The sequence below is a fragment of the Thiohalospira halophila DSM 15071 genome, from assembly GCF_900112605.1.
GTDB lineage: Bacteria > Pseudomonadota > Gammaproteobacteria > Thiohalospirales > Thiohalospiraceae > Thiohalospira > Thiohalospira halophila.
In genome coordinates, this window is sequence record NZ_FOMJ01000007.1 from 134,822 (window position 1) to 158,184 (window position 23,363).

Annotated in this window: 25 protein-coding genes, 1 tRNA gene and 1 other RNA gene; 9 read left to right on the forward strand and 18 right to left on the reverse strand. The window is 69.4% G+C overall.

The features are described 5' to 3' along the window. The first annotated feature begins 61 nt into the window (after positions 1–61). The gene (ppsA, locus tag BM272_RS10680) at positions 62–2,407 is read left to right on the forward strand and encodes a phosphoenolpyruvate synthase (RefSeq protein WP_093428816.1); all 2,346 of its coding nucleotides are present in this window, start codon (positions 62–64) and stop codon (positions 2,405–2,407) included. A gap of 22 nt (positions 2,408–2,429) precedes the next feature. Here ppsA and BM272_RS10685 read toward each other — a convergent pair whose 3' ends face one another. Further along, on the reverse strand, positions 2,430–3,173 hold the full coding sequence (locus BM272_RS10685) for a Crp/Fnr family transcriptional regulator (protein ID WP_093428784.1): 744 nt from the start codon (positions 3,171–3,173) through the stop codon (positions 2,430–2,432). 84 nt (positions 3,174–3,257) lie between these two features. Between BM272_RS10685 and BM272_RS10690 the strand changes: the two genes are divergently transcribed. Then, positions 3,258–3,983 carry a cyclic nucleotide-binding domain-containing protein gene (locus BM272_RS10690; RefSeq protein WP_093428785.1) on the forward strand — a complete coding sequence of 242 codons (726 nt, stop codon included), beginning with the start codon at positions 3,258–3,260 and terminating at the stop codon, positions 3,981–3,983. 21 nt (positions 3,984–4,004) lie between these two features. On the opposite strand, the gene BM272_RS10695 is transcribed toward BM272_RS10690, so the two are convergent. Further along, entirely contained in the window at positions 4,005–4,406 is a 402-nt protein-coding gene (locus BM272_RS10695; protein ID WP_093428786.1) for a NifU family protein, read from the reverse strand. 134 nt (positions 4,407–4,540) lie between these two features. Here BM272_RS10695 and BM272_RS10700 point away from each other — a divergent pair, with 134 nt between their 5' ends. Then, the gene (locus BM272_RS10700; RefSeq protein WP_093428787.1) at positions 4,541–5,377 is read left to right on the forward strand and encodes a sulfurtransferase; all 837 of its coding nucleotides are present in this window, start codon (positions 4,541–4,543) and stop codon (positions 5,375–5,377) included. 21 nt (positions 5,378–5,398) lie between these two features. On the opposite strand, the gene BM272_RS10705 is transcribed toward BM272_RS10700, so the two are convergent. From BM272_RS10705 to orn, 3 genes are all read right to left on the reverse strand, one after another. Then, positions 5,399–6,115 carry an RNA polymerase sigma factor FliA gene (locus tag BM272_RS10705; RefSeq protein ID WP_093428788.1) on the reverse strand — a complete coding sequence of 239 codons (717 nt, stop codon included), beginning with the start codon at positions 6,113–6,115 and terminating at the stop codon, positions 5,399–5,401. A 90-nt stretch (positions 6,116–6,205) separates the two neighbouring features. Then, positions 6,206–6,397: a uracil-DNA glycosylase gene (locus tag BM272_RS10710; protein WP_093428789.1), complete on the reverse strand. Its 192-nt coding sequence runs from the start codon at positions 6,395–6,397 to the stop codon at positions 6,206–6,208. Positions 6,398–6,403: 6 nt separating this feature from the next. Further along, positions 6,404–6,952 (reverse strand): oligoribonuclease, encoded by a 549-nt coding sequence (gene orn, locus BM272_RS10715; RefSeq protein WP_093428790.1) that lies wholly within the window; start codon positions 6,950–6,952, stop codon positions 6,404–6,406. Positions 6,953–7,033: 81 nt separating this feature from the next. Between orn and BM272_RS10720 the strand changes: the two genes are divergently transcribed. Beyond that, positions 7,034–7,417 carry a hypothetical protein gene (locus BM272_RS10720; RefSeq protein ID WP_093428791.1) on the forward strand — a complete coding sequence of 128 codons (384 nt, stop codon included), beginning with the start codon at positions 7,034–7,036 and terminating at the stop codon, positions 7,415–7,417. 3 nt (positions 7,418–7,420) lie between these two features. Here the strand turns inward: BM272_RS10720 and motB are convergent, their stop codons facing one another. Next, the gene (gene motB, locus BM272_RS10725) at positions 7,421–8,500 is read right to left on the reverse strand and encodes a flagellar motor protein MotB (RefSeq protein ID WP_093428792.1); all 1,080 of its coding nucleotides are present in this window, start codon (positions 8,498–8,500) and stop codon (positions 7,421–7,423) included. A gap of 27 nt (positions 8,501–8,527) precedes the next feature. Next, complete coding sequence (motA, locus tag BM272_RS10730; RefSeq protein ID WP_093428793.1) at positions 8,528–9,385, reverse strand: flagellar motor stator protein MotA; 858 nt, start codon at positions 9,383–9,385, stop codon at positions 8,528–8,530. Positions 9,386–9,552: 167 nt separating this feature from the next. Between motA and BM272_RS10735 the strand changes: the two genes are divergently transcribed. Beyond that, a complete protein-coding gene (locus BM272_RS10735) occupies positions 9,553–11,205 on the forward strand; it encodes an HDOD domain-containing protein (protein WP_093428794.1) in 1,653 nt (550 codons plus the stop codon). Here the strand turns inward: BM272_RS10735 and recR are convergent. The 4 genes from recR to ffs form a co-directional block, all read right to left on the reverse strand. Next, entirely contained in the window at positions 11,202–11,798 is a 597-nt protein-coding gene (gene recR, locus BM272_RS10740; protein WP_093428795.1) for a recombination mediator RecR, read from the reverse strand. The genes BM272_RS10735 and recR overlap by 4 nt on opposite strands. 4 nt (positions 11,799–11,802) lie before the next feature. After that, positions 11,803–12,126, reverse strand: a complete 324-nt coding sequence (locus BM272_RS10745; RefSeq protein ID WP_093428796.1) for a YbaB/EbfC family nucleoid-associated protein — start codon at positions 12,124–12,126, stop codon at positions 11,803–11,805. A 5-nt stretch (positions 12,127–12,131) separates the two neighbouring features. Then, complete coding sequence (gene dnaX, locus BM272_RS10750) at positions 12,132–14,231, reverse strand: DNA polymerase III subunit gamma/tau (protein ID WP_093428797.1); 2,100 nt, start codon at positions 14,229–14,231, stop codon at positions 12,132–12,134. A 35-nt stretch (positions 14,232–14,266) separates the two neighbouring features. Further along, positions 14,267–14,363: signal recognition particle sRNA small type (gene ffs, locus BM272_RS10755), an RNA gene on the reverse strand. A 158-nt stretch (positions 14,364–14,521) separates the two neighbouring features. Between ffs and BM272_RS10760 the strand changes: the two genes are divergently transcribed. After that, a complete protein-coding gene (locus tag BM272_RS10760; RefSeq protein ID WP_093428798.1) occupies positions 14,522–14,782 on the forward strand; it encodes a helix-turn-helix domain-containing protein in 261 nt (86 codons plus the stop codon). Between the two features lie 164 nt (positions 14,783–14,946). On the opposite strand, the gene BM272_RS10765 is transcribed toward BM272_RS10760, so the two are convergent. The 3 genes from BM272_RS10765 to BM272_RS10775 all read right to left on the reverse strand — a co-directional run bounded on the left by BM272_RS10765 (position 14,947) and on the right by BM272_RS10775 (position 16,271). Then, the gene (locus tag BM272_RS10765; RefSeq protein ID WP_205407798.1) at positions 14,947–15,438 is read right to left on the reverse strand and encodes an RES family NAD+ phosphorylase; all 492 of its coding nucleotides are present in this window, start codon (positions 15,436–15,438) and stop codon (positions 14,947–14,949) included. Further along, the gene (gene parS, locus BM272_RS10770; RefSeq protein ID WP_093428799.1) at positions 15,435–15,851 is read right to left on the reverse strand and encodes a type II RES/Xre toxin-antitoxin system antitoxin; all 417 of its coding nucleotides are present in this window, start codon (positions 15,849–15,851) and stop codon (positions 15,435–15,437) included. The genes BM272_RS10765 and parS overlap by 4 nt, the downstream gene beginning before the upstream one ends. Before the next feature lie 332 nt (positions 15,852–16,183). Continuing rightward, a tRNA-Ser gene (locus tag BM272_RS10775) sits at positions 16,184–16,271 on the reverse strand. Between the two features lie 98 nt (positions 16,272–16,369). Here BM272_RS10775 and BM272_RS10780 point away from each other — a divergent pair. The 3 genes from BM272_RS10780 to BM272_RS10790 all read left to right on the forward strand — a co-directional run bounded on the left by BM272_RS10780 (position 16,370) and on the right by BM272_RS10790 (position 19,645). Continuing rightward, positions 16,370–17,245, forward strand: coding sequence for a diiron oxygenase (locus BM272_RS10780; RefSeq protein ID WP_093428800.1), 876 nt, complete (start codon positions 16,370–16,372; stop codon positions 17,243–17,245). A 75-nt stretch (positions 17,246–17,320) separates the two neighbouring features. Further along, a complete protein-coding gene (locus BM272_RS10785) occupies positions 17,321–18,742 on the forward strand; it encodes a DUF945 family protein (RefSeq protein ID WP_093428801.1) in 1,422 nt (473 codons plus the stop codon). Positions 18,743–18,748: 6 nt separating this feature from the next. Further along, entirely contained in the window at positions 18,749–19,645 is an 897-nt protein-coding gene (locus BM272_RS10790; protein ID WP_093428802.1) for a CPBP family intramembrane glutamic endopeptidase, read from the forward strand. A gap of 4 nt (positions 19,646–19,649) precedes the next feature. Here the strand turns inward: BM272_RS10790 and BM272_RS10795 are convergent, their stop codons facing one another. From BM272_RS10795 to BM272_RS10810, 4 genes are all read right to left on the reverse strand, one after another. Further along, on the reverse strand, positions 19,650–19,883 hold the full coding sequence (locus tag BM272_RS10795) for an HP1242/YdcH family protein (protein WP_093428803.1): 234 nt from the start codon (positions 19,881–19,883) through the stop codon (positions 19,650–19,652). A gap of 73 nt (positions 19,884–19,956) precedes the next feature. After that, on the reverse strand, positions 19,957–20,949 hold the full coding sequence (locus BM272_RS10800) for an LLM class flavin-dependent oxidoreductase (protein WP_093428804.1): 993 nt from the start codon (positions 20,947–20,949) through the stop codon (positions 19,957–19,959). Between the two features lie 104 nt (positions 20,950–21,053). Next, positions 21,054–23,018 (reverse strand): copper-translocating P-type ATPase, encoded by a 1,965-nt coding sequence (locus BM272_RS10805; protein ID WP_093428805.1) that lies wholly within the window; start codon positions 23,016–23,018, stop codon positions 21,054–21,056. A gap of 132 nt (positions 23,019–23,150) precedes the next feature. After that, the coding region (locus BM272_RS10810; protein ID WP_143613241.1) for an integrase core domain-containing protein at positions 23,151–23,363 on the reverse strand (213 nt) is incomplete at its 5' end.

Below are 23,363 nucleotides of genomic sequence, written 5' to 3' on the forward strand. Positions count from 1 at the left end.
CAGCACCAAGGAGGCAGCCGTGACCGACCGGGAATATGTAGTCCGCTTCGAGGACCTGGGGATGGGCGACGTGGAGCGGGTGGGGGGCAAGAACGCCTCCCTGGGCGAGATGATCAGCCAGCTCGGCGCCGCCGGCGTCCAGGTCCCCGAGGGCTTCGCCACCACGGCCACTGCCTACCGCGACTTCCTGGATACCAACGGCCTCACCGAGCGCATCCGCGAGGCGCTGGACGGGCTGGACACCAACGACACCCACGCCCTGGTGGAGACCGGTGAGCGCATCCGCGGCTGGATCATGGAGGCCCCCTTCCACCCGGAACTGGAGTCGGCGCTGAAGACCGCCTACGCCGAGCTCATGGGGCGCCACGACCACGACATCGAGCTGGCCGTGCGCTCCTCGGCCACCGCCGAGGACCTCCCCGACGCCTCCTTCGCCGGCCAGCAGGAGACCTACCTCAACGTCCGCGGCGAGGCCGACTTCCTCGCCGCCATCAAGGCGGTCTTCGCCTCCCTCTACAACGACCGCGCCATCTCCTACCGCGTCCACAAGGGCTTCGAGCACGGCCAGGTGGCCCTCTCCGCCGGCGTCCAGCGCATGGTGCGCAGCGACATCGGCGCCAGCGGCGTCATGTTCACCCTGGACACCGAATCGGGCTTCCGCGACGTGGTCTTCATCACCGGCGCCTGGGGCCTGGGGGAGACGGTGGTCCAGGGCTCGGTGAATCCCGACGAGTTCTACGTCCACAAGCCCACCCTGGCCGCCGGCCACTACCCCATCGTGCGGCGCTCCCTGGGGGAGAAGGCCATCCGCATGGTCTATCGCGACGAGGGCAATGACGACGAGGGCCACGCCACCCGCACCGAGGAGACGCCGGAGGCCGACCGCCAGCGCTTCTGCATCGATGACGAGGATGTGGCCAGCCTCGCCCGCCAGGCGATGACCATCGAGGAGCACTACGGCCGGCCCATGGACATCGAGTGGGGCAAGGACGGCCGCGACGGCCGGCTCTTCATCCTCCAGGCCCGCCCGGAGACGGTGAAGAGCCAGGACAGCGGCCAGTCCATCAAGCGCTACCACATGAAGGAGACCGGCGAGGCGCTCATCACCGGCCGCGCCATCGGCGGCGGCATCGGCGCCGGCCGGGTGCGGGTCATCGACACCCCCAAGGAGATGCACCGGGTCGAGCCCGGCGACATCCTGGTCACCGACATGACCGACCCCGACTGGGAGCCGGTGATGAAGCGGGCCTCGGCCATCGTCACCAACCGCGGCGGCCGCACCTGCCACGCCGCCATCATCGCCCGGGAGCTGGGGATCCCGGCGGTGGTGGGGGCCACCGGCGCCACCGACACCCTGCCGGACAGCAGCCCGGTCACCGTCTCCTGCGCCGAGGGGGATACCGGCTACGTCTACGCCGGGGAACTGGCCTTCGAGGTCTCCGAGGTGAGCCTGGAGAAGATGCCGGATCTGCCCTTCAAGGTAATGATGAACGTCGGCAACCCCGACCGCGCCTTCGACTTCCAGTTCCTCCCCAACCACGGCGTGGGCCTGGCGCGGCTGGAGTTCATCATCAACCGGATGATCGGGATCCACCCCAAGGCGCTGCTGAACCTCGCCGACCAGAGCCCGGCGGTGCAGGCGGAGATCGCCGAGCGCACCGCCGGCTACGAGGACGGCCCGGGCTTCTACGTGGACAAGCTGGCCGAGGGCATTGCCACCCTCGCCGCCGCCTTCTGGCCCAAGCCGGTCATCGTCCGGATGTCCGACTTCAAGTCCAACGAGTACGCCAACCTGCTGGGCGGCGAGGCCTACGAGCCGGACGAGGAGAATCCCATGCTCGGCTTCCGCGGGGCCTCGCGCTACGTCAGCGAGACCTTCCGCGACTGCTTCGAGCTGGAGGTGCGGGCGCTGAAGAAGGTCCGCGAGACCATGGGACTGACCAACGTCGAGGTGATGATCCCCTTCGTGCGGACGGTGGCCGAGGGCCAGGCGGTGGAGCGGCTACTGGCCGACAACGGCCTCAAGCGCGGGGAGAACGGGCTCAAGGTCATCATGATGTGCGAGATCCCGGCCAACGCCCTGCTCGCCGACGACTTCCTGGAGCACTTCGACGGCTTCTCCATCGGCTCCAACGACCTCACCCAGCTCACCCTGGGGCTGGACCGCGACTCCGGCCTGGTGGCGGAGTCCTTCGACGAGCGCAACCCGGCGGTGAAGCAGCTCCTGCACACCGCCATCCAGGCGGCCCGCGCGAAGGGCAAGTACATCGGGATCTGCGGCCAGGGCCCCTCGGACTACCCGGACCTGGCCAAGTGGCTCATGGACGAGGGGATCGAGAGCGTCTCCCTGAACCCCGACTCGGTGGTGGAGACCTGGCTCTACCTCGCCGGCGAGGGCAAGGGCTGAAGCCCCGGGCCCGGACGGGGGCTCAGTTGGCGTGGGTACCGGCCGCGTCCGACTCGTCCGGGTTGCCGGCGTCGGGGCGGGAGTCGGCCAGCCACTGCTCCAGCCGGGCGTAGTCCACCCGCGACCGGATCACGCCGCTGCTGTCGGGGTTCGGCGTGATGATCGCCCCCCGCCTGGCCAGCTCCCGGATCACCGCCTTGACCCCGGGCCGGGAGACGCCGGTATCGGTGCTGATCCGAGTCGGATCCAGGACGACCTCGGGGCCGACCCGCTCCCCCTGCTCCGGCCACTGGCGGACGATGGCGTAGGCCACCGCCCACCGGTCGCGCTGGGAGCGCAGGTCGGCGGCCAGCTCGTTGGCGGCCACCACCTTGTTGGAGAGCGACCGGATCACCCGGATGGTCAGCTCCGGCAGCTTGGTCACCGCGTCCATGAAGTCGTCGTTGGAGAAGACGACCACCTTCAGGGATTCCCGCGCCCGGATGGTGCCGGTCCGCCGCAGGTCGTGGAACAACCCCATCTCGCCGAACATCGATCCCGGTCCGACGGTGGCGATCACGTTCTCCTGCCCACCCTCGTCGGCGCGCAGGACCTCGGCCTCCCCGGCGAGGATGATGTAGACCCAGTGGGAGGTATCGCCCTCGTGGAAGACGACCTTGCCGGCATCGTAGATCCGGACCTTGCCATGTCGGGTGAGGAAGTCCGCCAGCTTGCGGCTGGGGCGCTCGGCCTCCCGGCCCGGGGAGGAATAGTCTTTCGGATTCATGGAATCAGAGTGTGAAGCCGTCGATGGAAAGCGGCAAGTCCGACACCCACACTGGGGGCGTTCCACTTCCACAAGGCCGCACCCATGGTCGCCAAAACCCAGAGCTCGCTGGCCAACGCCCGCTCCAGCCGCCTCAGCGACGAGGTCACCCGCTTCCTGACCCGGCACGGGCGCACCCGCCGCTTCCCCGCCGGGGCCGAGGTGGTGGGCGAGAACGAGCCGGCCACCACCGTCTTCGTCCTCCTGGACGGCGAGGCCGAGGTCCTCAAGGCCGTGGAGGGCAGCCAGCCCTCGGTGGTGGCGAACCTGGGGGTCGGCGCCATCTTCGGCGAGATGGGGCTCTTCCACGACCTGACCCGCACCGGCACCGTGCGCGCCGCCACGGAACTTACCGCCGTGGAGTTCGCCAATGACGACTTCCTGGACGCGGTGACCCAGCTACCGGAACTCACCTTCCGCCTCATGCGGTCGCTCTCCACCAAGGTGAGCAGCACCAACGAGATCCTGGCCGACAGCCACCGCGACCGCGCGCGCTGGGTGGTGGGCTACCACCTCCTGGCCGGCGGCGAGGGCCAGTCGTTCAAGCTGGATCTGCGGGCCCTGGCGGAGCAGAGCGGGATCCCGCGGGCGAGCCTGCGTTCGGTGGTGGACGAGCTGGCCGACAAGGGGGCCATCTCCCGCCTGGTCCATCGCGGTAACGGGGTCGTGGAGGTGGCGGTGGACCGGGAGCGACTCAATCGTCGCCTGGGCGCGGTCGTGCCGTCGGCGACCGACGACATCGCCGATCAACGGCGGGTGGTCAAGCGCTAGGCCGGATCGACGAATCGGGGTTCAGAAGACGTTCTCCACCCGGGCCACCCCGGGGACCGCCTCCACCACCATCCGCTCCACCACGTTGCGCAGGTCCAGCGGCGCGCTGGGGCAGCCCACGCACGCCCCCTTGAGGCGCACCCGGACCACCCGCTCCTCCACTGCCACCAGCTCCAGATCGCCGCCGTCGCGGTTCAGGATGAGCCGTGCCTGGTCGACGGCCTCGCGCACCGGCCCCTCCTCCGGCAGGGGATAGGCCTCGGCGTCGTGGCCCCAGCCGCCGGTGGCGCGGCTGCGCTCCGCCAGCGCCTGAGCCCGGGCCAGCTCGAAGGCGCGATCGGGATCCTCCTCCTCGATGGCGTCCAGCTCCTCCTCGGTATAGAAGCGCACCGCGCGGGTCCCGGATTCCTGCTCCTCGCTCATGATTCACCCTCTCGAAGGCCGCGCCGGCACTCTACACCGCCGTCGGACGACAGACCACCGACCACTAGCGGGGAAACACCGGAAGCCGCTAAGGTAGCGGCATCGCCGGACGCAGCAACAATGCAAGGAGACCCATGATGAATCGCGACCACCCCTGGATCATCTCTCCCGAGGAGCTGTCCCGCCGGCTGGAGGAAGGATCGGACCTCCGGGTCATCGACCTGGGCGATGCCGATACCTTCGCCCGGGGGCACATCCCCGGGTCGGTGCAGATCCCCTTCCAGGCCCTGGTCCACGGCGATGGCGTGGTCAAGGGGCTGCTGGCCGATGCGGCCGAGCTCTCCCGCCACCTGGAGGCGGCCGGGGTCACCCCGGAGACCACCATCATCGCCTGTGACGACGAGGGCGGTGGTCGCGCCTCCCGGCTGCTGTGGACCCTGGCCACCGCCGGCCACACCCGCGCCGCGCTGCTGGATGGCGGTCGCGATGCCTGGATCGCCGCCGGTCTGCCCACCAGCACCGAGCTGGCGACCCCCGAGGCGGGCCACTACCCCGTGCACTACACGGCGCGGGAGGAGACCGTGGCCACCCGGGACGAGATCCTGCGCCACCTGCGGGACCCCCACTACGCCCTCTGGGACGCGCGCTCGCCGGCGGAATTCAGTGGCGAGGACGTACGGGCCGCACGGGGCGGACACATCCCCGGGGCGATCAACCTGGAGTGGACCTGGCTCATGGACAATGCCCACGACCGGCGCCTGAAGGACGAGGCGACCATCCGGGAGAAGCTGGACTTCCTCGGCTTCACGCCGAACCGGTGCGTGGTCACCTACTGCCAGACCCACCACCGCTCGGCCCTGCCGTGGCTCGTCCTGAAATGGCTGGGATACCCGGAGGTGAAGGGCTATCCGGGCGCCTGGTCGGACTGGGGGAATGCGGAGACGACGCCGGTGGCCACCGGCTCCGCCTGAATCACCTACGCCTGAACCGCCTCAGGCCTTTGCCCCCCAGTCGGTGAGGCGGGCGCGCAGCCGCTTGTGCGCCTGGCTGAGGATCTGGCTGACCCGCGACTCGGTCACCCCCTGCACCTCCCCGATCTCGCGCAGGTTGAGCTCGTGGTCGTAATACATGGCCATGATCAGCCGTTCGCGCTCGGGGAGATTGCGGATGGCCTCGGCCAGCCCCTCGCGGAACGCCTCATCCTCCACCCCTTCCTGGGGCGTCGGCGTCTGGGCCGGCATGGCCTCGGTTATATCGCCGTCGGCGGAGAGGTCCTCCAGGCTGAAGACCCGGGCCGAGGAGGTCTCCCGCAGGAGCTGGTGGTACTCCTCCTGACTGACCCCGAGCTCGGCGACGATCTCCTCGTCGCGGGCATCCCGCCCCTCGCGCTGTTCCACGGTCTGGATGGCCTCAGCGAGATCGCGCGCCTTACGGTGGATCGACTTGGGCGCCCAGTCGTACCGGCGCAGCTCGTCGAGCATGGAGCCGCGGATCCGGATGGTGGCGTAGGTCTCGAAGGTGGCACCCTGGGTGGCGTCGTACTGCCGCGCGGCGTCCAGCAGCCCCATCATGCCGGCCTGGAGCAGGTCATCGAGCTGGACACTGGGCGGCAGCCGCCCCATGAGGTGATGCGCCAGGCGCTTTACCAGGGGGGCATAGCGCTCGACGAGGTCATCCTGCTGCCGGGCATTCTCGATCTGGGAATACATGGACTCCGTGGGCTCGCGGACAGCACTGCGACCGGGGTTCGTCAGGCGAGCATACACAAGGGCCGAGTTGGTGAAAAGCCGCTCAGGCCGTCAGCCTTTCCCCTCCCTGGGGGAGAAGTAGAGGCAGTCGTGACCGGAGGACTCGCGCACATCGAAGACCGGCAGGCGCCGGGACTTGAAGCCCAGGGCGCGGCAGCCGTAGGGGAAGCTCTCCTCCCAGGTGATGTAGTGGTGGCGGCACTTCCAGCAATCCGCCCGGTTAATGTCCTTATCGCGGTCCATGGGCCATCAGACCAGCGCCAGCAGGTTTTCCTTGTAGTAGGCCAGTTCGCGGATGGAGTCGCGGATGTCGTCCATGGCGCGATGGGAGCCGCCCTTGTCGAAGCGGTGATAGACATCCGGCGCCCACCGCCGCGCCAGCTCCTTGAGGGTGCTGACGTCCAGGTTGCGGTAGTGGAAGAAGGCCTCCAGCTCCGGCATGCAGCGGGCCAGGAAGCGGCGATCCTGGCAGATGCTGTTGCCGCACATGGGCGAGGTCCGCGGCGGCACGTACTGGCGCAGGAAGTCCAGGGTCCGCGCCTCGGCAGTGGCCTCGTCGATGTCACTGGTGCGAACGCGCTCGGTGAGGCCGGACTCGCCGTGCTGGTTGGTGTTCCACTCGTCCATGCCGGCGAGGATGGCGTCGCTCTGGTGGATGGCCAGCTCCGGCCCCTCGGCAAGGACGTTGAGCCTTCCATCGGTGACGATGGTGGCGATCTCGATGATGCAGTCGTTATCGGTATCGAGCCCGGTCATCTCCAGGTCGATCCAGATCAGATTCTCGGGGTCGGCCGCCATGGGGCGCCTCCTCCGTTGCAGCGATACGGGCAACTAGTGTATCAGGGAGATGGACCCCTGCGCCGCCATCGAGGTATCGCGATGCTGTCTCCACTCCCGTGGCCGATTCGCGCCCCGCGGCCCTGGCTGGCTGCCGCGGCGCTGTCCGTCCTGGCAGCGCCTGCCGGGGCCGATGCGCCGGACCCGGTCCACGGTCGCGACCTCCACGAACGCCACTGCATCGACTGCCATGCCGACATCATGGGCGGCGACCCCACGGCCATCTATGATCGGGAGAATCAGCGCATCGGCAGCCTCAACGAGCTGTATGAACAGGTCGGTCGGTGCCGGAACAGCTACGGCGAGGCGTGGCCCCGCTCCTGGGTGGAGGATGTGACCACCTGGCTCAACGGCCACTTCTACCACTTCGAACCCTTCGATCCCGTCCGGCAAGAGCGGAGCGACGGGGGAGTCGCAAGCGAGTAGGAGCTACTGGAGGGCGCGTCGCAGGCGGCGGTCGAGCTCTTCGGGATCGAACTCTTCATCGCCCCGGGTCGCGGCCTCGGACTCTGCCCCCGTCCGCGAACCGCTCTCGCCGGAGCCGCCCTGCGATGCGCCCTCATCGCCCTGCGCCGGAGTGTTATCGCGCTTGACCACTCCGCTCTGGCCATCGGCCGAACCGCCATCGAGCATGCCGGAGCCGATGTCATCGAGGAAGCTCTCGCCCTCCGGCTCTTCCAGCCGCCGGGACTGTACCTCGCGCGGGGTCACCAGCACGCTCACCCGGCGATTGGAGGGATCCAGGGGATAACGGTGGTTGTACAGCTCGCTGGCCGCCAGCCCGGTCACCCGCTCGATGTGGGTCTCCGGGAGACCGCCGTCGAGCAGCGCCCGGCGGGCGGCATTGGCGCGATCGCTGGAGAGTTCCCAGTTGGTGTAGTCCTCCTTGCTGCCGCTGTAGGGGGTGGCATCGGTATGGCCGGAGACCACCAGCTTGAAGGGGACCCGGGAGAGGGTCCGTCCCAGCGCCTCCAGGATGTCGCGGGCGTAGTAGCGCAGGCGATCGCCGCCGGCGGTGAACATGGGCCGGTCCGACTGGTCGATGACCTGGACCCGGAGGCCGTCCTCATCGATCTCCATGACGATCTGGTCCTCGAACTCCCGCAGGGACTCGTCCTGCTGGATCTTCTCCTGCATTCGGGCCATGAGGTCGGCCAGGCTCTGCTTCTGCTCCGACTCCTCGGTGGGCGAGGGCTCTTCCTGGGGATTGCGTTCCTGCACCTCGCCGCCCTCCCCGCGCGGGGCATCCATGGCACCGCCCATGTCGATAAGGGAGGTGCTCGCCCCGCCCGGCCCCTGGACGGCCGAAGGGTTCTGGAAGTGATCGGCGATGGCCTTCTTGCTCTCGAAGTCGGTGGTCTCGAGGATCCAGAGCAGGAGGAAGAGCGCCATCATGGCGGTGACGAAGTCGGCGTAGGCGACCTTCCAGGAGCCGCCGTGGTGGCCCCCCTCGACCTTTTTCGGCCGCTTGACGACGATGGGCCGAACGTTATTGTCGTTCTCCGCCATGGCTTACCGCCCGCGCCGCGGCACGAGCTAACCGCCCTCGCCGCGAAGGTGCTCTTCCAGTTCCACGAATCCGGGGCGGTGCGTATGGGCGATGGCCTTGCGGCCGAACTCCACGGCCACCTGGGGTCCGTAGCCATTGAGAGTGGAGAGGATGCACATCTTGGCGCACTGGAGGAACTGCCCCTCCTCCTCCGCCTGTTCCGTGAGAGCGTGGCCGATGGGGCCGACGTAGCCGTAAGCGAGCAGGATACCCAGGAAAGTCCCCACCAGCGCCGCCGCGATCTTGTGGCCGAGCATCTCCGGGCCGGCATCGATATAGCCCATGGTGATGATGACGCCGAGCACCGCCGCCACGATGCCGAAACCGGGAAGGCCGTCCCCCATGGTCGTCACCGCCTGACCGGGCTTGGTAGCCTCCTTTTCATGGGCCTCCAGCTCCACGTCCATGAGGTTCTCCATCTCGAAGGCATTCATGTTGCCCCCGACGATCATGCGCAGATAGTCGGCGATGAACTCCCGAACCTGCTCGTTCTTGTGGACGGTCGGATACTTGGCGAAGAGGTCGCTGTTCTCGGGATCCTCCACGTGGGGCTCCAGCGCCATGAGCCCCTCCTTGCGCGCCCGGGTGAATAGCTCGTACATGAGCGCCAGTAGCTCCATGTAGGCGGCCTTGTTATACGGCGACCCCTTGAGCAGCAACGGGAGCCCGCTGGCCACCCGCTTGATGACGTGGCCCGGATTGGCCACCACGAAGGCACCGATGGCAGCACCGCCGATGATGACGAACTCCGCCGGCTGGAAAAGTACCGAGAGCTTGCCCTGGGCCATCAGGTAACCGACGATGATGCTCGCCGTTACGGTAATGAGTCCGATGATGAGCTTCATGGCTGTTCGAGCTCCCTGGCGCGGGGGAGGCCCCGGCGCGGCTGCGGTAATGGGGACCATTATAGAGAGGAGCCCTACCGGGATCAGTACCCCGACGGGGATTTTTGACGCAGAATGGGCAGTGCGTCCCCTTTTTCGATGCCGCAAGGACGCTAGGGAGGCCGACAATGAGTGAGGCGGATACACTGCGGATGACCATCGCCCGGGCGGACATCGAGCAGTTCCCGGTGCTCGACCGCGCTGCCGACGAGCTGGATCGCCTCTTCGAACGGGATGACGACCATCTCGACCAGGGGGCGCTGGCGAATACCATCCTGCGCGACCCCGGCCTCACCCTCCATCTTCTCGTCAAGGTCAACGGGATCCCTCATCGCCACCTGGGCAGCCCCGTGGGCGCCGTCCAGCACGCCACCATGATGCTGGGGCTAGACCGCATGCGACGTCTGCACCAGGGGCGGCCGCGCCTGAGTGATGTCGCCACGCCCCAGGCCCATTCACGGCTGCTGGAGAGCTACAGCCGCGCCCACCATGCCGCCGTCCAGAGCGCCGGGTGGGCCGGCCGGCGGGCCGACATGAACCCCGGCGAGGTCTACGTCGCCGCCCTCCTCCACCGGCTGGGCTGGTTCTACCTCTGGCTGAACAAGCCGGAGCGCGCGGCAGCCGTCGCCACGGCCCTCTCCGCGACCCCCGACCGCCCGCCGGAGGAGATCGAGGCCGAGCAGCTCGGCTACCGCGTAACGGCGCTGACCCGGGACCTCCTGACCCGATGGGGATTGCCACCCTTCCTGGCCGAGAGTGTCGATCCCGACCGGGAAGCCGATCGGCGGATCCGCGGGATCCGGGTCGCCGACCGCCTGGCCTTCTCGGTGGACTGGAACTGGTACGACACCCCGATCTCGGCGCTGCTGTGGGAGGTCGCCGAGTTCCTCCAGATCCCCTACAGCCGGGCCGCCTCCATCGTCCACGGCGATGCCGCCCTGGCTGCGCGCGCCTGGCGCACCTACGGCGTCGTCCCGGACGCCGCCATGCTCCTGGATACCGGCCACCCGCGTGTGGTGGCGCCACCGCAGGAATCGGACCCGCTGCTGGAGGACCACGGTCTCAGCTCCACCAGCTACGCGGATGCTGCCTCCGCCGTCAGTCGCGGTCCGGATCCCGATGAGCTGGACGCCGCTGCCCGCCGCTTTCTGGATGGCGGAAAGGAGGAGCAGGAGGCGGACGAAAGTATCGATCTGGCGGAGAGCGAGGCCGAAAAGGGCCCGATCTTCTTCGATGACCAGACCGAACCGGAGGCCGGGACGGCAGGCCAGCACGAGGCCGTGGAACGGCTTTTCGAATCCATCGACGGCAGCCACACCCTGCCCGATGCCATGCACCTGGTCCTGGAGGGGCTCCACCACCACGTGGGGCTGGAGCGAGTGGTCTTCGCCATGCTCAACCCCGACCGCAGCGCCCTGCGTGCCCGCGCCACCCTGGGGGGACACGGCACCGAGGAGCTGGCCCGGGAATCCCTGGCCATGGAGCCGCCCCACCTGTTCAGCAAGCTCATGGAGGAGCCCCGGGCGCTCTGGTGCAACCCGGACAACGCCGAAGAGCTGGCCCCCTACCTGCCGCAGGCGCTGGCGGGCAAGCTGGATACGAAGAACTTCATGGCGATGTCGGTCTTCGTCCACGACCGGCCGGTGGGGCTCTTCTACGGCGATTGTGCCGGCCAGGACTGCCGCCTGGATGTGGAGCAGTACACCCTCTTCCGCCAGCTCTGCGACCGGGCCGCACTGGCCATGACCGAACTCTCCGCCCACTCGAAGGAGCCGGGCTAGACCTCCCGCCGCCCGCTGAAGGCGTGAGAGAGGGTGTCGCCGTTGACGTACTCCAGCTCCCCGCCCAGGGGGACACCGTAGGCGATCCGGGTGATGGTGATCCCGCGCGGGCGGACCAGCTCGCCGATGTAGTGGGCAGTGGCCTCCCCCTCCACCGTGGGATTGGTGGCGAGGACCACCTCGGCCACCTCGCCCTCATCCAGTAGCGCCTCCAGCCGGTCCAGGCCGATGGCCTCCGGGCCGATGCCGTCCAGGGGCGAGAGGTGGCCGCCGAGGACGAAGTAGAGCCCCCGGTAGTCGGTGTACTGCTCCATGGCCTCCACGTCCGCCGGCGACTCCACCACGCAGAGCAGGCTGCGGTCCCGGCCGGTATCGGCGCAGAGGGTGCACAGCTCGGTCTCGGAGAGCGTCCGGCAGCGCTGGCAGTGGCCGACCTTGTCCACTGCCGCCGTCAGCGCCCCGGCCAGGTTGCGCGCACCCTCGCGATCACGCTCCAGCAGGTGGTAGGCCATGCGCTGGGCCGACTTCGGCCCCACGCCGGGCAAGGTCCGCAGGGCCTCCATCAGGCCGCTGATGAGGGGGCTGGCCGCCATGGGCTCAGAAGGGGAGCTTCATGCCGGCGGGGAGATTCAGCCCCTCGGTGAGGCCGGACATCTTCTCCTGGCTGGTCTCCTCCACGTGGCGCACGGCGTCGTTCACCGCCGCGGCCACCAGGTCCTCGAGCATCTCGCGGTCGTCGCCCATGAGGCTGTCGTCGATGTTCACGCGCTTCACGTCGTGGCGGCCGGTCATGGTCACCTTCACCATGCCGCCGCCGGCCTCGCCGGTGACTTCCATCTCGGCGAGCTCTTCCTGGGCCTTCTGCATCTGCTCCTGCATCTGCTGGGCCTGCTTCATCATGTTGCCGATACCGCCTTTCATGGGTCTTACCCTCCTGTTCCGGTTGTGTCGGAGTCCGGGGCGCTCTCCCCGGAGTCCAGCGGGCGGATCGTGGCGGGATCCACCCGGGCATCGAAAGTATCGCAGAGTTGCTGGACCATCGGATCGGTCTGGATGGCCTCCCGCGCCGCCTCCGCCTGTTCCTGTTCGGCCCGCTCGGCCAGCGCCGCCGGCGTTTCCGGCCCCTCCTCGGGAACCAGTTCCACCTTGACCTTCTCGCCCAGATAGAGGGCCAGCGCCTCGGCGATGCGCTCGGCGTAGCGGTCGCTGTCCGGCGGCTGGCGCGACGCCTCCAGGGCCAGGGTGACGCGGTTGCCGTTGCGCCCGCGCCAGGCGGTGTGGCGCAGCAGCTCCCGGGTGAGCCCCTTGGTCGGCATGGCGGCGACCCAGCTACGCCAGGTCTCGGGATCCGGATCACCGGCGCCGGCCCCGGGTGCCGAGGGCTCCTCCGGCGGCGGCGTACTGCCCAGGGCGGAGGTATCCAGCCCCGGGGGCTCGGTACTGCCCGCGTCGGCCGGGGCGGGCTCCGAGCCGGGCTCGCTGGCCTCGCCGACCTCGTCGAACAGCGGTGCCGCTGCCGGCGGCTCGGCCGCTTCGGGCGCGGGAGCCGAGTCCGGTGGCATCGCCGGCTCCGGCTCGGGGGCCTCCGGGGCCGGCGCGCTCGTCTCCATCGGCGCCGGTTCCGGTGCGGACTCCGGCTCAGGCTCGGGTACTGATTCTGGTTCAGGGGCCGGCTGTTCGCCCGCCGGCGCCTCCGGACCCTGATCCAGCAGGGCGCGGAGCCGACCGCGCGCCTCGTCGCTCGGGGGCTGGGCCGGATTCGGCTCGCCGGCACTCGGCTCGCTGGGGGCCGGTTCACTGGCCGGGGCCTCAGCAGCGGGCGCTACGGCCTCGCCACTCGGGGCACCCTCGCCCGACGGAACGGCCCCCTGGGCGGCCGGCATTGCAGGGGCCGGACTCCCGACCGCCGCCCCGCCGGAGCCCGACGCGGGGGCGGCGGTGGCATCATCGGGGCGGAAGGCGATCATCCGCAGCAGCGTCATCTCCAGCCCGCCCCGGGGATCCGGGGCCAGGGGCAGGTCGCGCCGGCCGTGGAGGGCAATCTGGTAGTAGAGCTGGATGGCCTCCGGCTCCAGGCTCGCCGCCAGCTCGCGCAGGCGCGCATCCTCACCCAGGCCGTCATCCACCGCCTCCGGGGCGAACTGCGCCACTGCCAGCCGATGGAGGTAGCTCACCAGCTCCGTGAGCAGACCCGAGGGGTCGGGGATCACGGCGGTCATCTCGGCCACCGCGGCCAGGGTCCCGGGGGCATCACCGGCGTGGATCCGCTCCAGCAGTGCCGCCACCCGCTCCCGGCCCACGGTGCCTAGCATGGCCGCCACCTCGTCCTCGCGCAGGCCGTCGCTGAAGGCGATGGCCTGATCCAGCAGGCTCAGGGCGTCGCGGACGCTGCCCTCCGCCGCCCGGGCGATGGCGGCCACCGCGCCGCGTTCGGCGGGGAGCCCCTCGGCCTCCAGGATGGTACTCAGGTAGTCCGCCAGCTCCCGCGCCGGCAGCGGCTTGAGGTTGAAGCGCAGGCAGCGGGAGAGGACCGTCACCGGCAGCTTCTGGGGATCGGTGGTGGCCAGCAGGAACTTCACGTGGGGCGGCGGCTCCTCCAGCGTCTTCAACAGGGCGTTGAAGCTGTGCGTGGAGAGCATGTGGACCTCGTCCACCAGGTAGACCTTGTACCGCCCCCGGGCCGGCGCGTACTGGACGTTGTCCAGCAGCTCCCGGGTGTCGTCCACCTTGGTGCGGGAGGCGGCGTCCACCTCCAGCAGATCGGGGAAGCGCCCCTCGTCGATGGCGCGGCAGGACTCGCAGACCCCGCACGGCGAGGCGCTCACGCCCTCGTCGCAGTTCAGGGACTTGGCCAGGATCCGGGCGATGGTGGTCTTGCCGACGCCGCGCGTGCCCGTGAGCAGCAGGGCGTGGTGGACGCGGTCGCGATCCAGGGCGTTGGTCAGCGCGCGTACGACGTTCTCCTGTCCCACCAGTTCGGGGAAGGAGCGCGGACGCCATTTTCGGGCCAGGACCTGATAGCTCACCGGCGGGCCTCGGCGAGGGGAAATGGGGAGGTGACCCACGCCAACCCGACCCCGGCACACGAGGAGACTGCTGCCGCTGCTCCCTTCCGGGCCTGACGGGGTTCACAGCCACTCGTTGCGGGGAGGCCGACGCGGGCCACCATGGAACTCGCGCTCCGCCGCAGCGGACCGTTCGAGAAGAGATACTCTACCACCGGGGCCGGGACCGAATCGACCCCGGGTGGTCGGGTGACGCTGGTCCCGGGCTGACATACCCTGTCTGTCATGCCCTCTGACCCGGAGGAAATGAGATGAGTGACTACCAGAAGGCGAAGACCCGGGTCGAAGTTTCCCCCGGCGACTCCGTCCGGATCCTCCGTGAGTTGCAGGAGATGAGCCAGAACGACCTCGCCGCCGCCACCGGGATCCCGCAGTCGACCATCTCCGCCATCGAGAATGATCGGGTACGCCTCGGCGTTGAGCGCGCCAAGGTGCTGGCCCGCGCTCTGCACTGCCACCCGGCGGTGCTCGTCTTCCCTGGGTGGGAGGTGGATGGCGACTCCGCCGCCTGATCCGGCTTTCGTTCTTGGTAGCCGCTTCGCACATCCGAACCGCAGCGCTCTACCTCAACATTGCTCCTAAGGCCACCGACAAACAGACACGCTACCCACACAGAGCTGGATAGAGCCGGCAGGAACGCCGATTCATCGAGGTCGCCGACTGCCGGCAGGCGGCTTCAGGCCGTGCCGCCAGGCGACGGGCTCAGAAGCCGGTGGTCCAGGCTCGTCTCCCGCTCCACGGCTTCGGCGACGACCTCGCCATAAACCGGATGGAACGGGTTGAGCAGGAAGGCTCGCTCACTGGGCACGACCACGCTGGGAAGGGCCAACGCCAACGCCTCCCCGCGTGCCAGCCAGTCGTCCCCGATCACGGCCGTCTCCCGCGGAGCCGGGCTGTCCTGCCAGTTCGACGGCAGCGGCTCATGCGGCAGCCATTCCACCTCGTCCTGCGGCAATGCCAGCTCGAACACCGTGTAACTCGGCAGCACCGAGGTCCGATCCAGGTGGACCAGGATTTCCAGGATGGCCAGCGCCTCGGAGCCTGCCGCATAGGTCGCCGCCCTACCCCGACTGTTCCAGCGTCCGCCGTAGAGCCGGGCGCCGGTCCCGTCGAAGGCCACCGACCGCCACCGGCGCTTGACCATCCGATAGGCCGGTACGGTGCTCACGCAATGACCCCGTGCTCCAGTTGGCCGATGAGATCCAGAACCGCCTGGCTCTCCGCCGAAGTGGTGAGCATGTCGATGGGACGCTCCCCACCCAGCCCGCGAACTGGCTGACGGATCCAGTGAATGGCCGCCTCCGCATCCCCCTCGAACAGACCCACGGCGGCCTCATAGAGCTGGGCGAAGCGGAACAGGCGGTCGCTCTCCTCCGCGCTGAAACGGCCCTGCCGGGCACGGCGGCTCAGGGTCGCCGGCGAAATCGCCACCGCCCTGCGCAGGGCCGCACGATCCAGATCCGCGGCCTCCGCCAGCGACTGGAAGGTCGCGTAGGGCAAGCCTTCGTGCAGCGCCTGGTGCAACGCCGGTCCCCGGGGCGGGATCCCCAGCTCCTCCCAGAGGGAAGTCGATCCAGTCATAGCGCTCTCCTCGATTGATAGACCAAGAATCTATCACATGGAACGCTGATGCAAGGACGACATGATGGCCGTGGCGGCCATCGACCGGCTGTTCCACCGCGCCTGGAGATTGAGTCTACGGCTAGGCGCTGGGTGGCCGGGCGCTCACAGGCTCGCGGGAGGTTTTGGTCATAGGCGAACGCGCTCCGCTTTGCGGAGCAGCGGTAGGCAGGGAAGCAAGGGGTACGACGAAAGTCAGCAACTTACAAAATGGCTAGTAACGCCAAAAGGTGTGGGACACAGCGTGGGGCGCGGAGGGCGCGCCCGGTAACGTGCTGACTTACAAGATTAACTGGCGGAGAGGGAGGGATTCGAACCCTCGGTACCTTTCGGTACACACACTTTCCAGGCGTGCGCCTTCGACCACTCGGCCACCTCTCCGGATTGTCCTGCTGCGCGGGTCGACCGCGCCACAAGAAGCCGCTAGGATAAACGACCGTTTTCAGGCGTGCAATGAAGATCCCGGGGAGCCCTTCGGCATGACCGAACCATCGGCAGACACCTCCGCCCTCGCCGATCAGTTGAGCCGCAACTCGACTCCCTATTCCGATCCCCTCGCCCGGGTCGACTGGGAGCAGCTGTCGCTGGACACCTTCTGGCTGCCGGAGCGGGCGCTTTCGCTCTACGGCCTGCCGGGCTACGAGCGCCTCACCGAGGGGCAGCGGCGCTCCCTCTCCCACTTCGAATTCCTCAACGCGGTGGAGGCCGGCCTCTGGCTGGAGGGGATCTTTATGCGCCGGATCGCCGCCTCGGTCCACCGGGACGACGGCGATACCGGCGACCTCCTCTACCACCTTCACGAGCTGCGCGAGGAGGCCGGCCACAGCCTGATGTTCGTGGAGCTGTATCAGCGCAGCGGCCTGCCCCGGCCGCCCACCGCCTTCCCCCGCCTGCGCCTGGGCAATCTCGTGGGCCGCGTGGCGCCCTTCGATTCCGCCGCCTTCTGGGTGGCGGTGCTCATCGGCGAGGAGGTCCCCGATCGGCTCAACCGGGCCATCCACAAGCACCGCAGCGAGGTGGACCCCGCCGCCCACGCCATCGCCCGCCTCCATACGCTGGACGAGGCGCGCCACATCGCCCACGCCAAGGACCGGCTGGAACAGCGGCTGGGCCGGCTCCCGGCATGGCGTCGGCGGGTGCTGAACCTGCCGGTGCAGCGCGTCTTCCGCCAGTTCGTGCGCGCCCTCTACCTGCCCGAGCCCGGCCTCTACGAGCTGGCCGGGCTGGAACAAGGCAGAAAGTGGGCCCGGGCCGCGGCCAGCAACCCCCACCGCACCGCCTTCATCGACGAGTGCGTGCGCACCACCCTCTCCACCCTGCGCAGCCACGGCTTCCGCCTGGACTGGCGCCGCTGATCCTGCCTCCGGGGCTGGTCTGTACGGCCGGGAAATCCTAGAGTAGGCCCCCTGAACCCCGGGGGAGCCAAAGGAATGCAGAAGAAGAAGGTGATTCTCGGCGCCGCCGCTGCCGCGGTGGTGCTAGCGGGCGCTCACTACGGCGGCGCGACACTCATTGGTCCGAAGGTGGAGGATCGCTTCCGCGCCGAGATCCAGCGGCTGGACACCCTGGACCAGCGCGCCACCATCCGCATCTCGGACTATCAGGCCGGGCGGCTGACCTCCACCGCGGAGGTCATGGTCCGCCCCGCCGCGCTGGCATCCAGCGCGAAGGGCGCAAAGACCAAGAACGCGGACCAGGGGCCCCTCCCCGGCATCCGCTTCGACGTGACCCTGGAGCACGGCCCGCTCCTGGCCCGTCTGCCGCTACCCTTCGGCGCCGTGGGCTTCGAGGCCACCGCCCACCCCGACGAGGCGCTGCGCCAGGCCCTGGCCGACGAGATCGCACCGGCCCCCGAGACCGACACCACGCTGCTCACGGTCTCCGGCCGCGGCGGCTTCACCGGCACCATCTCCGGTGACTTCCACTCCGCCCCCTTCTCCGCCAGCGTCGTGGAGGAAGAACTCTCCCTGGACTGGGGCGGCATGACCGGCTCCTTCAGCACCGACCGGGACTCCCTCGGCCTGACCGCCGATGCCCCCAGCGGCGAGCTGCAGGAGGGCACCGGCAACCGCTTCCGGCTCACCGACCTCCACCTCGAGGCGGAGGGCACCACCACCGACGGCCCCTACCTCCTGGGCCACCAGTCCCTCACCGCCGGCTCCGTGGAGGCCCTCGCCCCCGAGGGCGAGATCGGCATCGAGGAGCTGATGGTCACCAGCCACCTGGACCGGGAGGAAGGCGGCCTGCGCGTGGGCTTCGAGACCGAGGCCACCGCCCTGCGGCTCCGGGGCCGGGACCTGGCCAACCCGGTGGACTGGAAGGACGTGCGGCTGGAGGCCGCCCTCGCGGGCGTGGATGCCAATGCCTACGGTGAGCTGGCACAGGTGGTCCAGGACTACCCGGGCCAGGTCCCCGAGGCGGTGCTGCGCGGCCGGGTGCTGCCGGCGGTCCAGACCATCCTTGCCGGCCGTCCCCACCTGACCCTGGAGGAGGCCCGCGCCACCAATGCCGAAGGCACGCTGGAGGCGACCGGCGAGGCCTCCTTTAGCGACGGGTCCCGCCCCGATATCAACCGACCGCGCACCCTGGTGGAGGCGCTGGACGCCCGGCTGACCCTGGATGCACCGGCCGCCGCAGTGAAGGCCAACCTGCGCCGGAGCCTGACCAGCCAGGGCCGCTCCGAGGAGCTGGCCACTCGCCAGGCGGAGATGCTGGTGGATGCCCTGGCCGCCGATGGCTACCTCAAGGCGGAGGGCGAAGACCGCTACCGGACCGAGATCACCTTCCGCGGCTCGCAGCTCCTGGTGAACGGCCAACCGGCGCTGGGACTCATGGGGGTCCTGATGCAGTAGACGGCAGTGACCGTGCGATATCTGCTGGCCGGCCTCGCCCTGCTCCTGGGCACCGCGCCGGCCGCCGCCACCTCGCCGGCGCTGCTGGCCACGGGCAGCTTCTTCGTCCCCGGCGTGGGCCAGTTCATCAACGGTGAACCGGTAAAGGGCAGCCTCCACCTGGCGACCTACGGTACCGCCGCCGGCATCGCCACTCACTACCAGACCCGGGACGACTACATCGAGCGGGAAGACCGCTACGATGAAGACGACCTGACCATCACCACCAACCGGACCAGCGAGCGCGCCGACCTCTTCGCGTCGGTCGCCAGCAATACCCGCTTCTACTCGGCCTACGACGCCTACCGTGAGCGCCGGGCGATGCGGGGGAACCTCGGCTACAGCACGCCGATCTCCGACGAGGGCTTCCAGGACCTGGCCACGGCTCCCTTCGCGGCTCGTTACCTCAGCCGGCCAACGACCTTCATCCCCATCGCCATCGCCGCCTCCGGCCTGCTGCTCCCGGCGGAGGATTCCTGGGTTACCCGCACCCGGGGCGGGCTCACCCGCACCGAGGCGGGAGCCATGTTGCTCCCCCGCCACGGCGCCGTTGCCCTGGGGGAGGAGGCCTTCTTCCGGGGGATCCTCAACAACGAATTCCACCACCAGTTCGGCCCGTGGTGGGGGACGACGGCATCCTCGGTAGGCTTCGGCCTGGCCCACTCCGGCAATGGCCTGTCGGCCAATGCGGCCGTGGCCACCGCCTACGGGGCCTACCTCGGCTGGCTGCACCAGCACAACGACTACCGACTGGGGGAGAACGTGGCCGTCCACTTCTGGTGGAACGTCCTGTTATCCGCCGCGGCCCTGCGGCACGACCCGGAAGAGCGCACGGCGGTAGTGCGGTGGGAATTCCGCTTCTGAGGGGCTACTTCAGGTACTCGTAGAGCTCGTCCTTCAGCTCCAGCCGGCGCTTCTTGAGATCTTCCATGCTCTCGTCGGTCAGCGGCTCACCCTCCTGCTCCAACCGCTCGACCTTCTTGGTGAGCTCGTCGTACTCCTCCATCAGGCGATGGAAGTGGTTGTCCGAGACCTTGAGCTCGTGGATGCGATCCCGCTGCTCCGGGAATTCGAGGACGAGGGTATGGTGTTCGCCAAGCATGGGCGGCTCCTGACTGGGTACGTGGATAGCCTACCACTCTGCCACCCTGCCCCGGGCAAGGAAAGGTCGCGCCCTACCCGGCGTCGCGGATCGTCGCCAGCCGGCGCACCGTCTCCAGGGTCACTGCCGGGTCGAAGGTCTGGGCGGTGACCATGATCTCGTCGGCGGCCGTCTTCGTCAGGAAATCGGCGAATTGCTGGCGGGCCGTCTCCGGGCTGCCAACCACGGAGGCCGTGAGCCAGGCCCGGATGCGGTCGCGCTCGTCCGGCTCCCAGAGGGCGTCCATGTCCTCCACCGGCGGCGGCATCGGGCCCGGCGTCCGCCCCCGCGCCATGCCCAGGAACTGCTGCTCCACCGAGCTGAAGTAGTAGCGCGCCTCGGCGTCGGTCTCCGCCACCACGGCGTTCATGGCGACCATGGCGTAGGGCTCGGCCAGGGTCTCCGACGGCTGGAACTCGTCCCGGTAGCGCGCCAGGGCCGTGAAGAGTTCCGCCGGGGCGAAGTGGGCCGCGAAGGCGTAGGGCAGCCCCAGGCTCGCCGCCAGCCCGGCGCTGGCCGGGCTGGAGCCCAGCACCCAGACGGGGATGTCCAGCCCGGTGCCCGGCACGGCCTGGACCGGCCGCCATCCGTCCAGCGGCCGGAGATAACCGCGCAGCTCCTCCAGGTCCTCGGCGAAGCGCTCCGCCCCCTCCACGCTGCCGCGGCGCAGGGCGCGGACCGTCCGCTGGCCGGAGCCCGGCGCCCGACCCAGACCCAGGTCGATGCGGCCGGGATGGAGGCTCTCCAGGGTCCCGAACTGCTCCGCCACCACCAGCGGCGCGTGGTTGGGCAGCATCACCCCGCCCGAGCCCACGCGGATGGAGTCGGTGTGCTCGGCCACGTGGCCGATGAGCACCGCCGTGGCCGAGCTGCCGATACCGGTCATGTTGTGGTGCTCCGCCAGCCAGAAGCGGCGATACCCACTGGCCTCCGCCACCTGCGCCAGCTCCGTGGTGGCCCGGTAGGCAGCGGCGGCATCACTACCCTGGCGGATGGGGGCGAGATCGAGGAGGGAAAGGGGGACCATGGATATCTCCGGACGCGGGAACGGGCGACCACAGGAGACTACGGCCACCCCTCCCGCTTCAACCGGTAGCGCATCGGGCCATTTGGGCGCTCAGACCGCGAGGCTCAATGGGCGACGGCCGCTCCCCCGGGCCGGAACCGCTCCAGCAGCTTGGCGTTGATGGCCACGATGACGGTGGAGACCGACATCACCGCTGCCCCCACCGCCGGCGGCATGAGGAAGCCGACGCCGTAGAGGACCCCGGCGGCCAGGGGGATGGCGACGATGTTGTAGCCGGCCGCCCACCACAGGTTCTGGATCATCTTGCGGTAGGTGGCGGCGGAGAGTTCGACCACCGCGGCCACGTCGCGCGGATCGGAGTTGACCAGAATGATGTCCGCCGACTCCACCGCCACGTCGGTGCCGGCGCCGATGGCGATCCCCACGTCGGCCTCCACTAGGGCCGGGGCATCGTTGACGCCATCGCCCACCATGGCCACTGCCAGGCCGCGCTCGGCCACCTCGCGGATCTTCGCCGCCTTCTGGTCGGGGAGCACCTCGGCGAAGAAATCGTCCAGGCCCAGTTCCCCGGCCACGGCGCGGGCCACCGGCTCGGAATCGCCGGTGAGCATCATGCACTGGATGCCCATGGCCTTGAGCCGGTCGATGGCCGCCCGCGACTCCTCGCGCACGATGTCCGCCAGGGCGACGGCGCCCACCGCCTCGCCGTCGCGCACCACGTAGACCACGGTCCGGCCCTGACCGGCCAGCTCGCCGGGCCGCTCACTGCCGACCTCAAGGCCCTCGCGCTCGATGTAGCCGGGGCTGACCACGCGGACATCGGCCCCGTCCACCCGCGCCTCCACGCCCTCACCGGGCAGGTTCCGGAAGTCGTCGGCCCGGGGTACCGATAGTCCGCGCTCCTCTGCCGCCTCCGCGATCCCCCGCGCGATGGGATGCTCCGACTGACCCTCCAGCGCGGCCGCCAGGCCCAGGACCTCGTCCTCCCCCGCCTCGCCCAGGACCACCACCTCGCTGACCCCGAAACGGCCCTCGGTGAGGGTGCCGGTCTTGTCGAAGACGATGGCGTCGACGTCCCGGGCGCGTTCGAAGGCGGCCCGATCGCGGATGAGCAGCCCGTGCCGGGCGGCCCGGGTGGTGGACACGGCCACCACCAGCGGCACCGCCAGCCCCAGGGCATGCGGGCAGGTGATGACCATGACCGTTACCATGCGCTCCAGGGAGAAGTCGAAGGGAAAGCCGGCGGCCCACCACACGGCGAGGGTGGCCACGCCCACGGTGAGGGCGATGTAGGTTAGCCAGGCGGCGGCGCGGTTGGCCAGGTCCTGGGTACGGGAGCGCGAGGACTGGGCCTGGCGCACCATGTCGATAACCTGGGAAAGGTAGGTCTCCGCCCCCGTCTTCTCGATGCGGAGAGTAAGCGCCCCCTCACCATTCACCGCGCCGCCGATGGTCTCGTCGCCCGGGCCCTTGCGCACGGGGGTGGACTCGCCGGTGAGCATGGCCTCGTTGACGCTGGAGGTGCCCTGCTGGACCACGCCGTCGGTGGGCACCTTCTCCCCGGGTCGTACACGCACCCGGTCCCCGGGCTGCAGCTGGTCCACCGGCACATCCTCGGTCTCCCCGTTGCCGGTGAGCCGGTGCGCCGTGGCCGGCAGGAGCTTGACCAGCGCCTCCACGGCCCCGGAGGCGCCCATCACCGAGCGCATCTCGATCCAGTGGCCCAGGAGCATGACGTCCACCAGGGTAGCCAGCTCCCAGAAGAACATCCGGCCGGCCAGCCCGAACACCACCGCCGAGGAGTAGAGGAAGGCCACCCCAATGGCCAGGCCGATGAGGGTCATCATGCCCGGCTGGTGCTGCTTGATCTCAGAGGCCAGGCCCGCCAGGAAGGGCCAGCCGCCGTAGACGAACACCACGGCGGAGAGCCCGAACAGCACATAACGGGCCCCCGGGAAGGCAAGGGCCCCGGTCAGAGCCAGGAAATCCTGGATCATGGGCGAGAGGGCGAGGATCGGGACGGTCAGGACCAGCGATACCCAGAAGCGGCGCCGGAAGTCGGCGATCATGGCCCCGTGATCGTGGTGCGCGTGCTCGTGGTGCGGTTGGCTGCCGGCAGGGTCGTCGGACTGGGGTGGACCCCGATCGCTGGACCACGGAGGGGCGCTGAGAAGTAAAGACCGGAGGCCTCTCCATCGGGTTCATGGGTCCGGCTGAGAGGTCCAGTGGACCTCGGCCGGGGTTCGGCGGTCAAGGGCACTATGCGGCCGCTGCTCGTTGTAGAAGCGGAAGTAGCGGTGCAGGCCGGCTTCCAGCTCGGCGGGCGTCTCGTAGCCCCGCAGGTAGATGTCCTCGTACTTCACGGTCCGCCACAGCCGCTCCACGAAGACATTGTCCAGCGCCCGGCCACGGCC